The sequence below is a fragment of the Streptomyces sp. S07_1.15 genome (genome assembly GCF_020739505.1).
In the GTDB taxonomy this organism is placed as follows: domain Bacteria; phylum Actinomycetota; class Actinomycetes; order Streptomycetales; family Streptomycetaceae; genus Streptomyces; species Streptomyces xinghaiensis.
Map to the genome: position 1 here is coordinate 1,712,862 of NZ_JAJBZK010000001.1, position 12,891 is coordinate 1,725,752.

13 protein-coding genes are annotated in these 12,891 nt (G+C 73.4%); 3 read left to right on the forward strand and 10 right to left on the reverse strand.

Annotated elements, in window-relative coordinates; genetic code table 11:
* Positions 1-76 precede the first annotated feature (76 nt).
* Positions 77-2,179, reverse strand: coding sequence for an APC family permease (locus LIX60_RS07265; RefSeq protein WP_227957729.1), 2,103 nt, complete (start codon positions 2,177-2,179; stop codon positions 77-79).
* 260 nt (positions 2,180-2,439) lie between these two features.
* Between LIX60_RS07265 and LIX60_RS07270 the strand changes: the two genes are divergently transcribed.
* Positions 2,440-3,108 carry a TrkA family potassium uptake protein gene (locus LIX60_RS07270; protein WP_043460731.1) on the forward strand — a complete coding sequence of 223 codons (669 nt, stop codon included), beginning with the start codon at positions 2,440-2,442 and terminating at the stop codon, positions 3,106-3,108.
* Positions 3,105-3,776, forward strand: a complete 672-nt coding sequence (locus LIX60_RS07275) for a TrkA family potassium uptake protein (RefSeq protein WP_227957730.1) — start codon at positions 3,105-3,107, stop codon at positions 3,774-3,776. Before LIX60_RS07270 ends, LIX60_RS07275 begins: the two co-directional genes overlap by 4 nt.
* A gap of 118 nt (positions 3,777-3,894) precedes the next feature.
* Here LIX60_RS07275 and LIX60_RS07280 read toward each other — a convergent pair whose 3' ends face one another.
* From LIX60_RS07280 to LIX60_RS07310, 7 genes are all read right to left on the reverse strand, one after another.
* Positions 3,895-4,797, reverse strand: a complete 903-nt coding sequence (locus tag LIX60_RS07280) for a DUF3159 domain-containing protein (protein WP_227957731.1) — start codon at positions 4,795-4,797, stop codon at positions 3,895-3,897.
* 3 nt (positions 4,798-4,800) lie between these two features.
* Positions 4,801-5,202, reverse strand: a complete 402-nt coding sequence (locus tag LIX60_RS07285) for an OB-fold nucleic acid binding domain-containing protein (protein WP_043460733.1) — start codon at positions 5,200-5,202, stop codon at positions 4,801-4,803.
* A 34-nt stretch (positions 5,203-5,236) separates the two neighbouring features.
* Complete coding sequence (locus LIX60_RS07290; RefSeq protein ID WP_050930897.1) at positions 5,237-5,956, reverse strand: response regulator; 720 nt, start codon at positions 5,954-5,956, stop codon at positions 5,237-5,239.
* A 110-nt stretch (positions 5,957-6,066) separates the two neighbouring features.
* Positions 6,067-8,613: a DUF4118 domain-containing protein gene (locus LIX60_RS07295; protein WP_227957732.1), complete on the reverse strand. Its 2,547-nt coding sequence runs from the start codon at positions 8,611-8,613 to the stop codon at positions 6,067-6,069.
* A 183-nt stretch (positions 8,614-8,796) separates the two neighbouring features.
* Positions 8,797-9,588 carry a DUF3710 domain-containing protein gene (locus LIX60_RS07300; RefSeq protein ID WP_043460735.1) on the reverse strand — a complete coding sequence of 264 codons (792 nt, stop codon included), beginning with the start codon at positions 9,586-9,588 and terminating at the stop codon, positions 8,797-8,799.
* Position 9,589: 1 nt separating this feature from the next.
* The gene (dut, locus tag LIX60_RS07305) at positions 9,590-10,105 is read right to left on the reverse strand and encodes a dUTP diphosphatase (RefSeq protein WP_227957733.1); all 516 of its coding nucleotides are present in this window, start codon (positions 10,103-10,105) and stop codon (positions 9,590-9,592) included.
* A complete protein-coding gene (locus LIX60_RS07310; RefSeq protein ID WP_227957734.1) occupies positions 10,102-10,686 on the reverse strand; it encodes a PaaI family thioesterase in 585 nt (194 codons plus the stop codon). Before LIX60_RS07310 ends, dut begins: the two co-directional genes overlap by 4 nt.
* Before the next feature lie 58 nt (positions 10,687-10,744).
* Here LIX60_RS07310 and LIX60_RS07315 point away from each other — a divergent pair, with 58 nt between their 5' ends.
* Positions 10,745-11,188 carry a DUF3093 domain-containing protein gene (locus tag LIX60_RS07315; protein WP_227957735.1) on the forward strand — a complete coding sequence of 148 codons (444 nt, stop codon included), beginning with the start codon at positions 10,745-10,747 and terminating at the stop codon, positions 11,186-11,188.
* 72 nt (positions 11,189-11,260) lie between these two features.
* On the opposite strand, the gene LIX60_RS07320 is transcribed toward LIX60_RS07315, so the two are convergent.
* The gene (locus LIX60_RS07320) at positions 11,261-12,214 is read right to left on the reverse strand and encodes a hypothetical protein (RefSeq protein WP_374117820.1); all 954 of its coding nucleotides are present in this window, start codon (positions 12,212-12,214) and stop codon (positions 11,261-11,263) included.
* 13 nt (positions 12,215-12,227) lie between these two features.
* Positions 12,228-12,527 (reverse strand): DUF4193 domain-containing protein, encoded by a 300-nt coding sequence (locus tag LIX60_RS07325; protein ID WP_019709681.1) that lies wholly within the window; start codon positions 12,525-12,527, stop codon positions 12,228-12,230.
* Positions 12,528-12,891: the final 364 nt, after the last annotated feature.

Here is a 12,891-nt window from a genome sequence, read left to right on the forward strand (position 1 = left end):
GGGGATGCTCCTGAGCTGGTGGTGAGGTGGAGGCCGGGCGGGAAGGGCCGGGACGGGCCGACCGCAGCCCTCCAGTCTACGTCCCCCGGCGGGAGCCGCCGTCCACTCCGGAATCGGTACGGAACTCCGGCCGGGAAGGCTCCTGTTCGGCCGTGCCGGCCGGCCCCGCCGGCCCCCGCCGCACCGCTCCCGGCGCGCTCCAGTCGGCCCGCCGCTTCGCGCGCGCCTTGGCCCGCTCGGAGGACTCCAGCTGGTACGGCACGGAGGTCACCATCACCCCGGGCGTGAACAGCAGCCGTCCCTTGAGCCGCAGCGCGCTCTGGTTGTGCAGCAGGTGCTCGTACCAGTGGCCGACCACGTACTCCGGGATGTAGACCGTGACCGCGTCCCGCGGGCTGTCCCGGCGCAGCCCCTTGACGTACTCGATGGTGGGCCGGGTGACCTCCCGGTACGGCGAGTCCAGGATCTTCAGCGGCACGGTGATGCCGCGCCGCTCCCACTCCGCCCGCAGCTCCCGGGTCTCCTCCGGGTCCACGTTGACGCTCAGCGCCTCCAGCGGCCCGGAGCGCAGCAGCTTCGCGTAGGCGAGCGCACGCAGGGTGGGCTTGTGGACCTTGGAGACCAGCACGATGGAGTGCACCCGCGAGGGACGTGTGCCCTCGTCGCCCGGCTCGTCCGGGGCGGCCAGCTCCTCGGAGACCCGGTCGTAGTGGCGGCGGATCGCCGTCATCACCCCGTAGAAGATCACCATGCCCAGCAGGGCGACCCAGGCCCCGTGGGTGAACTTGGTGACCAGCACGACGACGAGCACCAGCCCCGTGATGCAGGCCCCGGTGAAGTTGATCACCCGGGAGCGGAGCATGCGGCGCCGGGCGGCCGGGGCGGTCTCCTGCGCCAGATGGCGGTTCCAGTGCCGGACCATGCCGGCCTGGCTGAGCGTGAAGGACACGAAGACGCCGACGATGTAGAGCTGGATCAGCCGGGTCGAGTCGGCGTCGTAGACGTACACGAGCACGCCGGCGGCGCCCGCCAGCATCACGATGCCGTTGGAGAACGCCAGCCGGTCGCCGCGGGTGTGCAGCTGGCGCGGCAGATACCGGTCCTGGGCGAGGATCGAGCCGAGCAGCGGGAATCCGTTGTACGCGGTGTTGGCCGCCAGGAACAGCACCAGCGCCGTGGCCCCGGCCAGCAGCAGGAAGAGCAGCGAGCCCCCGCCGAAGACCGCCGCGGCGACCTGCGAGATGACGGGGTCCTGGTGGTACTCGGCGCCGACCGGGACACCGTCCCGCAGCAGTTCGTGGGCCGGTCGCTCGGCCATCTTGACATCCGTGACCATGGCCAGCGCGATGATGCCGACGAACATGGTGACGGCCAGGGAGCCCATCAGGGCCAGGGTGGTCGCGGCGTTGCGGCTCTTGGGGCGGCGGAAGGCGGGGACGCCGTTGCTGATCGCCTCGACGCCCGTGAGCGCGGCGCAGCCGGAGGAGAACGCCCGCAGCAGCAGGAACACCAGGGCGAAGCCGGCGAGCCCCTGCTCCTCCGCGGCGATCTCCAGGTCCGCGGTCGGGGCGCGCATCTCGTCGTCGAGGACCAGCCCGCGGAAGGCCCCCCAGAAGATCATCAGGAAGACGCCCGCCACGAAGACGTACGTGGGGACCGCGAAGAGCTTGCCGGACTCCCGCACACCCCGCAGGTTCATCAGGGTCAGCACCACGATGGTGCCGATGGCGAACGCCGTCTGGTGCTCGGCCACGAACGGCACCGCAGAGCCCAGGTTCTCCACCCCGGCCGCGATCGACACGGCGACGGTGAGGACGTAGTCGACGAGCAGGGCTCCCGCGACGGCGAGCCCGGCCCGCGGCCCCAGGTTGGTGGTGGCCACCTCGTAGTCGCCGCCCCCGCTGGGGTACGCGTGCACGTTCTGCCGGTACGAGGTGACGACGATGAACATCAGCAGCACCACGGCGACCGTGATCCACGGGCTGAAGTGGTAGGCCGACACCCCCGCGACGGAGAGGACGATCAGCACCTCTCCCGGTGCGTAGGCCACGGACGAGAGCGGGTCGGACGCGAAGACGGGGAGTGCGATCCGCTTGGGGAGGAGCGTCTCCCCGAGCCTGTCGCTGCGCAGCGCCCGGCCGATCAGGATCCGCTTGGGCACGTCGGTCAGTTTGGACACGCTGAGGATCGTAAGCCCGCGCTCAGGGAGAACAGCGCGGGCGGTCCGGATGGCGGAACTCCTTGACGCGATTCGAACACCAGGGGAACACCGGCGGTGAGGCCGGGCACGCGATGGGTCCCGCTCGAACACGGAGGGGTAGCGTTGCCGGGGACAGTACGGATCAGCGACGGATCAGTGGCACCCCGGCGGGGACGGAAGGATGATGGGCGATGTGTGTCCAGGTCACAACGGCAGGGGAAGGCGCGGGGTAGGACCTCATGCACATCGTGATCATGGGCTGCGGCCGGGTCGGTTCGGCTCTGGCGCAGACGCTTGAAGAACAGGGCCACACGGTCGCCGTGATCGACCAGGACCCCACCGCCTTCCGGCGCCTCGGCTCGGGATTCGGCGGCCGCCGGGTCACCGGCATGGGCTTCGACCAGGACACCCTCCGCGAGGCGGGCATCGAGGAGGCGGGCGCGTTCGCCGCCGTGAGCAGCGGCGACAACTCCAACATCATCGCGGCCCGGGTGGCGCGGGAGATGTTCGCGGTGGAGAACGTGGCCGCCCGCATCTACGACCCGCGGCGCGCCGAGGTCTACCAGCGCCTGGGCATCCCCACCGTGGCCACCGTCCGCTGGACCGCGGACCAGATACTGCGCCGGCTGCTGCCGTCCGGCGCCGAGGCGCTCTGGCGCGACCCGAGCGGCGCGGTGCAACTGGCCGAGGTGCACGTCTCCACCGACTGGGTCGGCCACAAGGTCGGCCGGCTCCAGGAGGAGACCGGCGTCCGGGTGGCGTTCCTGACCCGGCTCGGCGAGGCCATACTGCCCACCTCCCAGACGGTGCTGCAGGAAGGCGACCTGGTGCATGTGATGATGCGCGTCGACGACATGGACAAGGTCGAGGCGGTCTTCTCCGAGGGCCCCGGGGAGGAACGGCGATGAGGGTGGCGATCGCGGGTGCCGGCGCGGTGGGCCGCTCCATCGCGGGCGAGCTCCTGGAGAACGGGCACGAGGTGCTGCTGATCGACAAGGCCCCGACGGCGATCTCCGTGGAGCGGGTGCCGCAGGCCGAGTGGCTGCTGGCGGACGCCTGCGAGATCACCTCGCTGGACGAGGCGGCGCTCCAGCGCTGCAATGTGGTGATCGCGGCGACCGGTGACGACAAGGTCAACCTGGTCGTCTCCCTGCTCGCCAAGACGGAGTACGGGGTGCCGCGCGTGGTGGCCCGGGTCAACCACCCCAAGAACGAATGGCTGTTCAACGAGTCCTGGGGTGTGGACGTGGCGGTCTCCACGCCGCGGCTGATGTCGGCGCTGGTGGAGGAGGCGGTCAGCGTCGGCGACCTCGTCCGGCTGCTGCGCTTCAGCCACGGTGACGCCAACCTCGTCGAGCTGACGCTGCCGCCGGAGTCCGCCCTGGCGGGTACCCGCGTCGGCGACGTGGACTGGCCGGAGGACACCTCGCTGGTCACGATCATCCGCGGTACGCGGGTGCTGGTGCCCAGCCAGGACGACGCCCTGGAGTCCGGTGACGAACTGCTGTTCGTCGCGGCGCCGGCCCGGGAGGAGCGGCTGGAGGAACTGCTGTCCGTACGCCGCCAGGACGGCTGAGCCGCCGGCCGCGTACGGCACAGGCCTACGCGCGAGGGGCCCGGAAACCCATGGTCACCCATCGGTTTCCGGGCCCCTCGGCCGTGTCACGGGCTCCGGCGCGGAGCGCCCTGCCGGCTCAGTCCCGCGCGTGCCGGCGCCGGACGGGCGGCTCCGCGCCGTCCCCGCCGTCCGTACGGTGCGTGCCGCCCGGGTGCGCCGGTCCGGACAGCCGCTCGATCGCGTCGTCCACCACCTCGTGCGCCAGCCGTTCGAAGGCGTCCTCCCCCCGGTGGTGGGCCCGCTCGCGCTCCTCGCGTTCCCGCTCCTCCGCCTCCATCTCGGCGATCACGTCGATCGGCGGCGGTGCCTTGGCCAGGAAGATCCAGGTGAGGTAGACGCAGAGCAGGAACGGCGGGATGCCGAGCGCCACCTTCACCCAGCCGAGCTGCGTGGCGTCCCCCCACCAGTAGAGCGGGAAGAGGATCGCCGACTTGGCCAGCAGGATGAGGCCCCAGGCCCAGGTGGCCCGGGTGTAGGCGCGGAAGCGGCCCGGGTTGCGGGTGCGCCAGGAGAGGTTCTCCCGCAGGATCGGGCCGAGCAGCAGGCCGATCAGCGGGAAGCGGAACACCGCCGAGAGGATGTACACCACCGAGAGGCCCAGGGTGTAGAGCATCCCCGGCAGGTAGAAGTTCTTCGCGTCGCCGGACATCATCGCGAAGACGGCGCCGAAGGCCACGCCGAAGAGCCCGCTGAGGGCGTGCTTGAGCGTGTCCCGCCGGATCAGCCGGACGGCGGCGAGCACCGCGGTCAGCCCGAGCGCGGCGATGGCCGACAGATGGATGTCGCGCTTGATCGTGTAGAGGAGGATGAAGACGAGACCGGGCACGGTGGTGTCCACCATGCCGCGCACCCCGCCGAACGCCTCCAGCAGCGCGGTGTCGGCGGCGGACCGGCTCCCCGCGGAGTCCTGGTCCGGGCCCGGGCTCTCGCCGTCGGTCTCTGCTGCGGTCGTGGGAGTCGGCTTGTCGGAGGACGCCACCGGCTACTCCTGTCCGGGAGGTCGGAGTTCGTATCGGGGGTTGAACAGCACGCGGCGGCCCTGACTGGTCGAGACCCGGCCGGTCGCGATGAGCCTGCGCCCCGGTTCTATACCGGCGATCGAGCGCCGGCCCAGCCAGACCACGTCCAGCGGCGCCGAGCCGTCGTACAGCTCGGCCTCCAGGGCGGGCACACCCGCCCTGGGCCGCTGGGTGACCGTGCGCAGCGTACCGGTCACCTTGACGACCTCGCGGTCGGGGCATTCCCGGATGGGAACGCAGCCCGCCGTCTCCCGGGCGTCCTCCCGGAGCTCGTCGGCGTCCAGCTCCTCCGGGGTGGAGGAGAGCCGGTCGAGCATCCGGCGGAAGCGGCCGGTCTGTTTCACGGGGCGGGGAGCACCACTCATACGGGCAGCCTACCGGGGGGTGGGGCCGGACGGATCACGGCTCGAAGCGGTAACCCATGCCGGGCTCGGTGATGAAATGCCGGGGATGTGAAGGGTCCGCTTCCAGTTTACGGCGGAGCTGTGCCATGTAGACCCGGAGATAGTTGGTCTCGGTGCCGTAGGAGGGCCCCCAGACCTCCTGCAGCAGCTGCTTCTGGCCCACGAGCCGCCCCGGGCTGCGGACCAGCACCTCCAGCAGATGCCACTCGGTCGGGGTCAGCCGGATGTCCCGGCCGCCGCGGTTGACGCGCTTCGCGGCCAGGTCGACGGTGAACTCCTCGGTCTCCACCAGCACCGTCTCCTCGGCGGCGGCCACGGGCTCGGAGCGCCGGACCGCGGCGCGCAGCCGGGCCAGCAGCTCGTCCATGCCGAACGGCTTGGTGACGTAGTCGTCCGCGCCGGCGTCGAGGGCCTTGACCTTCTCGCCGGAGGTGTGGCGGGCGGAGAGCACCAGGACCGGGACCCGGCTGGTGCGGCGCAGCTCGTGGAGGACGTCCACGCCGTCCATGTCGGGCAGGCCCAGGTCGAGTATCACCACGTCGGGGCGGTGGGCGGCCGCCGTGCGGAGGGCGGTGGCGCCGTCGGCGGCGGTGTCGACCTCGTAGTCGCGCGCCCGGAGGTTGATGACGAGGGCCCGGACGATCCGCGGCTCGTCGTCGACCACCAGGACTCTCCGCCGGGCGGCCGGACCGGTCCGTGCGGGTGGCTGCGGCATGGCTGTGCGGCCTTTCTCTCGTCTCCGGCGTCCGGTGGCGTTCCGCCGCTCCGGGGCGGGCGGGACCTCCGGACCGGGAGGACCATACGCCCCGCCGTCCGCCGCCGGGTTCACGAGGTCACCGTCGCGGGCAGGTCCGGACGGCACGGCGGACGGCCGCCCGCGGCCCGCACCGTGAGCACCATCGTCATGCCGCCGCCGGGGGTGTCCTCCGCGGCGAGCGTGCCGCCCATCGCCTCGGCGAAGCCGCGGGCGACGGCGAGGCCGAGGCCCACCCCGGCGCCCCGCGGGGCGTCGCCGTACCGCTGGAAGGGTTCAAATATCCGTTCCTTCCCGGTGTCCGGCACCCCCGGCCCCCGGTCCACCACCCGGATCTCCACCCGCTCCCCCAGCGCGCTCGCCGCGACCAGCACCGGCACCCCCTCGGGGCTGTACTTGACCGCGTTCTCCACGATGTTCGCCACCGCCCGCTCCAGCAGCCCGGGGTCCACGGCGGCCATCGGCAGCACCTCGGGGATGTCCAGCACCACGCTGCCGTCGGGGACCCCGCCGAGGGCCACCGGCACCACCTCGTCGAGGTCGGCGTCGCGGATCAGCGGGGTGACGGTGCCGGTCTGCAGCCGGGACATGTCCAGCAGATTGCCCACCAGGTGGTCGAGCCGGTCCGCGCCGTCCTCGATGCCCGCCAGCAGTTCCCGCTCGTCCTCCTCCGACCAGCACACGTCCTCGGAGCGGAGCGAGGTGACGGCCGCCTTGATCCCGGCGAGGGGGGTGCGCAGATCGTGCGAGACGGCGGCGAGCAGAGCGGTGCGGATCCGGTTGCCCTCCGCCAGCTCCCGCGCCTGCTCCGCCTCGCCGACCAGCCGCTCCCGGTCCCGTACCGCCACGGCCTGCGCCGCGAAGGCGGAGAGCACCCGGCGGTCCGCGGCGGGCAGCACCCGGCCGCACAGCGCCAGCATCATGTGGTCCCCGACCGGCATGTCGACGTCGGCGTCCTCCGGGCAGGCCGCCGGGGCCGGCCCCACGCCGCCGGCCCGGCGCCACGGCTCGACGTCGCTCTCCCGCTCCAGCAGGGCCACCGAGTCCATGCCGAAGGTCTCCCGGACCCGCTCCAGCAGCGGCTCCAGGCCGGCCTCGCCGCGCAGCACCCCGCCCGCCAGGAAGGACAGGATCTGCGACTCCGCGCGCAGCCGCGCCGCCTGCTGGGTGCGCCGGGCGGCGAGGTCGACGACCGAGGCGACGGAGACGGCGACCGCGAAGAAGACCACCATGGAGACGACGTTGCCGGGATCGGCGACGGTCAGCGTGCGGACGGGCGGGGTGAAGAAGTAGTTGAGCAGCACGGTGCCGATGGTGGCCGCGGCCAGCGCCGGGAGCAGCCCGCCCAGCAGCGCCGCCAGCACCGTGAGGAACAGGTACAGCAGGACGTCGTTGGCGAACTCCGGCCGCGGGTGCTGGGCCGTGAGGGCCACGGTGAGCAGCACCGGCCCGGCGATCCCCGCCAGCCAGCCCGCCAGGCTCCGGGAGCGGCCGAGCGGCACCCCGCGCGGCACCGGCAGCCCGCGCCCCTTGGCGGCCTCCTCGTGGGTCACGATGTGCACGTCGAGGTCGAGGCCCGACTCCCGGGCGACCGTCGCGCCGACGCCCGGCCCGAAGACGTACTGCCAGGGTTTGCGGCGGCTCGAACCCAGCAGGATCTGGGTGGCGTTGACCCCGCGGGCGAAATCCAGCAGGGCGGCCGGCACCGCGTCGCCGATCACGTGGTGGAAGGTGCCGCCGAGGTCCTCCACCAGCGTGCGCTGGCCGGCCAGTTCCTTCGGCGAGGGGTAGGCCAGCCCGGTGCTCGGCGAGATGTGCACGGCGAGGATCTCCCCGCCGGAGCCGCGCGCCGCCACCCGCGCCGCGCGGCGCAGCAGCGTACGGCCCTCGGGGCCGCCGGTGAGCCCGACGACGATCCGCTCGCGGGCCTGCCAGGTGGAGCGGATGCGGTGCTCGCTCCGGTACTGCTGCAGGTACTCGTCGACCCGGTCGGCGGTCCACAGCAGCGCCAGTTCGCGCAGGGCGGTGAGGTTGCCGGGGCGGAAGTAGTTGGAGAGGGCCGCGTCGACCTTGTCGGGGGCGTAGATGTTGCCGTGGGCCATCCGCCGGCGCAGCGCCTCGGGCGACATGTCGACCAGCTCGATCTGGTCGGCCCGGCGCACCACCTCGTCCGGCACCGTCTCGTGCTGCCGGACGCCGGTGATGGACTCCACCACGTCGCCCAGCGACTCCAGATGCTGGATGTTCACGGTGGAGATCACGTCGATCCCGGCCCGCAGCAGTTCCTCGACGTCCTTCCACCGCTTGGGGTTCCGCGAACCGGGCGCGTTGGTGTGGGCGAGTTCGTCCACGACGGCGACGGCGGGCCGCCGCTCCAGCACGGCCGCCACGTCCATCTCGCCCGCGCCCGCCCCGGCGCCGCCCTCCGGCTCCCGGCGGGGTATCCGCTCCAGCCCGTCCAGCAGCGCGGCGGTGCGCCGCCGGCCGTGCGGTTCGGCGAGCGCCACGACGACGTCGGTGCCCCGCTCGGCGCGCCGGTGCGCCTCGGAGAGCATCGCGTAGGTCTTGCCGACCCCCGGTGCGGCCCCGAGGTAGATCCTGAGCTTGCCCCGTCCCATGGCCCCATTCTGTCGGCTCCGGAGGCCGCTCCGGCACCCGCGGCGGGAACAACCGCGGCCCGGGGCCGTGCGGAACGCACCCGCCCCGGCCGGGGGATCCCCCGGCCGGGGCGGTACGGGCGGACCGGAGGCGGGAGGCACGCCCTGACGGCGTCGGCGCGGCTCCCCGCCGTCCCGGGTCCGTCAGCGGATCTCGGTGATCTCCGGGCCGCGGGCCAGGCGGTCGGCGCCGCCCGCGAAACGGGAGCCCTGCGGGGAGTCGGCCTCGTCCTGCTGGACGCCGTCCGGCACCATCTGGGCGTCGTCCGGCAGCTTGAGGACGATCGGGTCGCGCGGCGCCATCGGCTGCTCGCCGCGGACGACCACGGTGTCCCGGAAGATCTGCTCCAGCAGCCCGGCGGCCTGCGGCTGGACCGCGCCCTGGCCGGAGATCACGCCGCGCAGGAACCAGCGCGGGCCGTCGACGCCCACGAAGCGCACCAGCTGCACGCCGTTCTTGCCGTCCGGAAGCTGGACGGGCACCTGGGCGCGGAGCTCCCAGCCCAGCGGGCCCTCGACCTCGTCGACGACACCGCCCTGCTGGGTGATTCCGCCGGCGATCTCCTCGCGCACCTCGCCCCAGATGCCCTCGCGCTTGGGGGCGGCGAAGGCCTGGAGCTGGATGGCGCTGTCCCGCAGGACGACGGTGGCGGCGACGATCGAGTCACCGGCGACCTCGACCCGCAGCTCCATGCCCTCGACCCCGGGTACGAAGATCCCGCCGAGGTCGACACGGCCCTCGGCGGGCCTGCTCACCTCGGAGATGTCCCAGGGCCCGTCGGGGCGGGGGGCCGGCGGCAGGTTCACTCTGTGCTGCCCGGTCTCCTCCGCGGCCTCCGGCTCCTCGCCGCCCGGCCCGGATGCGGCCGTGTCCGCACCGTCCCTGCCCGCGGTGTTCTCAGCGTCTGCGCGTCCCTTGCGACGACGTCCGAACACGTCACTGTCCTTCCCGGTCGTTCACGACCGAAGCGTAATCATGTCCCCCGGCGGGGCCGTCCATCGCGGCGTGGCCACCGGTCGACCCGAAGCCGTCCGCGCCCCGCGCCGAGCCGGGCAGCTCCGCGACCTCGTGGAAGCTCACCTTCTCGACCCGCTGGACGACCAGCTGGGCGACCCGGTCGAATCTCTCGAACCGCACGGTCTCGCGCGGGTCCAGATTGACCACGGTCACCTTGATCTCCCCACGGTACCCGGCATCGACGGTGCCGGGCGCATTCACGAGGGCGACGCCGCAGCGGGCGGCGAGCCCGGAGCGCGGGTGGACGAACGCCGCGTAGCCGTCGGGGAGGGCGATCGCCACCCCGGTGGGCAGCACCGTCCGCTCCCCGGGGGCGAGTTCGGCGGCCTCGGTGGTGACGAGGTCCAGCCCCGCGTCGCCGGGGTGCCCGTACGAGGGGACCGGCACCCCGGGGTCGAGCCGCCGCAGCAGCACGTCCACCGGCGGGCGGTTCACGGGTTCACCTCGAAGGCGCGGGCGACCTTGATCTGGTCCGGGTCGGACATCGCCGACCGGATCTCCTCGTCCCGGCCGTTCTCGATGAAGTGGTCCACCTTCACCTCCACGAACAGCGCGGCCGCGCGGACCGCGACGGGCCCGTCCGGGCCGCCGATGCGGCCGGTGGCGGTGCCGTAGATCTTGCGGCCGTGCACCGCGGTCACCTCCGCCGCCAGATGCAGCTCGGTGCCCACCGGCACCGGGCGGACATAGTCGGTCTCCAGCCGGCCGGTCACCGCGATGGTGCGCAGCAGCCAGCTCAGCCCGCCGAGCGTCTCGTCGAGCGCCGTGGCCAGCACACCGCCGTGGGCCAGGCCCGGGGCGCCCTGGTGGGCCTCCTTGACGGTGAAGACGGCGGTGACGCCCACGCCCTCGCCGGCGCGCGTCTCCAGGTGCAGCCCGTGCGCCTGTTCGCCGCCGCAGCCGAAGCACCGGTCGTAATGGGAGCCGAGGAGCTCTCCGGGCGCGGGGGCGTCGGGGTGCCGCACCGGCCGGCGGGCGTCGGCCGGGGGCGTCAGCGATGTCGTTGGTCCACTCACGAGTGCAGACCCTACCCGCGCCGGTCACGGCCCGGCGCGGGCGTGCCAAGCTGGGAGCATGCAGTCGTACGAGGAACGCCTCACCGCGCCCGCCTCCTGGTGGGCCGCCGCCGTCGCCGCCGGGCTCTTCTGCGCGCTGACCGCGGCGCCCTTCGGCATCCTGGCGGTGCTCGGCGCGCTGATCGCCGGCGGGGCGCTCGGGGCGGCGGCGGTGAGCGCGTACGGCTCGGCGCGGATCCGGGTGGTCGCGGGCTCGCTGGTCGCCGGTGACGCGCGGATCCCGGTGGAGGCCCTGGGCGAGGCCGAGGTGCTGGACCGGGCGGAGGCGGCGGCCTGGCGCACGCACAAGGCCGATCCGCGCGCGTTCATGCTGCTGCGCAGCTACATCCCGACGGCGCTGCGGGTGGAGATCACGGACCCGGCCGACCCCACGCCGTACGTCTATCTGTCGACCCGGAATCCGGAGGGGCTGGCCGCGGCGCTCGCGGCCGTCCGGTCCTGACGCCCGGAGACGGGGCCGGAGACGGGGCCGGGGCCGGGCGGTCCGCCGACGGGATGCCGGGCGGGCCGGGTCTCAGCCGGCGGTGTCCGGGGGGCCGTCGCCGGGGGCGGTGCCGTCCTCCGGGCTCCCGCCGTCCGGCCCCTGGAGGGACTTCGGGCTGCCGGGCTCCGGGTCCGGCCCGGGAGGGAGCTGGTCCCAGGGGACCTGGCGCCGGCGCAGGTCCCGGCGGATCTTCGCGGCGAGCGCGGCCGTCTCGCGCCGGTTCATCACGGCTCCGGCGGCGGCGCCGATCATGAACGGGACCAGGGTGGGGAAGTTGCGCACGGTGCGCTTGAGGATCTGGTTCCGCAGCCGCCGGCGCATCTGGGCGCCGAGCAGGGAGCTGACGTCGGCCGTCGCGGCGACATCGATCCCGCGCTGCTCGGTCCACGCGGAGAGGTAGGCGTAGGCGCGCTGCGTGGCGTTACCGGGGGCGCGGATGCCGTAGACCTCGTGGAGCTCGGCGATGAGCTTGTACTCGACGGAGGCGACGCCGACGATCTCGGCGGCCAGCTCGGCCGGCATCGCGGGCGGGGCCGGGAGCATGGCCGCCGCGCCCACGCTCGCGCCGACCGCGGAGGAGGCCCGGACCGCTCCGGCCACCAGCTTGTCGGCCAGTTCCTCGGCGTCGAGCCCGGGGAAATGCCTGCGGAGCGCCGCCAGATCGCGGACCGGGACGCGCGGTGCGGTGTCGATGATGCGGTCGGAGACGAGCGCGAGGCCGCCGCGGAGGCCGCGCCCGCCGCGTGCCGCTCCCCGTCCGGCCGCCGCCACCAGCGAGGCCGTGCGGCCCCGCTCCGGGCGCGGGGACAGGGCGGTGCCGGGCGCCTGGTCGGGGCGTCCGGCGGGGTCCGCCGGCAGGGCGTCCTGTTCCGCGGGCGCCTGAGCGCCGCCCACGGGGGCCTCACGGCCCGCGTGTTCCTCCCGGGAACCCGGAGAGCCCTGCCGCCGGATGCGACGTCTGCGGGACGGCGTGGAGCCTGTCACGGCCGTCCCGGCCTCAGGCCGCGCAGTCGCGGCAGACCGGCTGGCCGTTCTTCTCGGCGGCCAGCTGGCTCCGGTGGTGCACGAGGAAGCAGCTCATGCAGGTGAACTCGTCGGCCTGCCGGGGCAGGACACGGACGGACAGCTCCTCGTTGGAGAGGTCCGCACCGGGCAGCTCCAGGCCCTCGGCCTGCTCGAACTCGTCCACGTCCACACTGGACGTGGACTTGTCGTTGCGCCGGGCCTTGAGCTCTTCGAGGCTGTCCTCGTTGAGCTCGTCATCGGTCTTGCGTGGGGTGTCGTAGTCCGTCGCCATGTCGCTCTCCCCCTCTGGGTGTCTGCTGGTGTCTCAGCGCTCGTAACGCGTGAGGGGCCGGTCTTGTGCCCGACCTGAGGCGGAGATTTTGCCTCACATCAAGGTCTGTTACTCAATCGACACCCAACCGCCCCCCTGAAGGGGCGAGCACGTTGGATGGCGAAGGGGACCGTACACGGTCGTGTTCCCGCGCCGCGCGGGGCCATCCCGTGTACTTCCCGTGATCAAGGGTCTCGAAAACCCGCATTTTCCCGGCTTTCCGGGGACCTGTGCGGTCACGGAGCGTCAAGGGGCCGAAAATCGCGATTGTGAGCGATTCCACAGTGGGAGACCCGGGACCGTCCCGGGAATTTCCGCCCAAAGC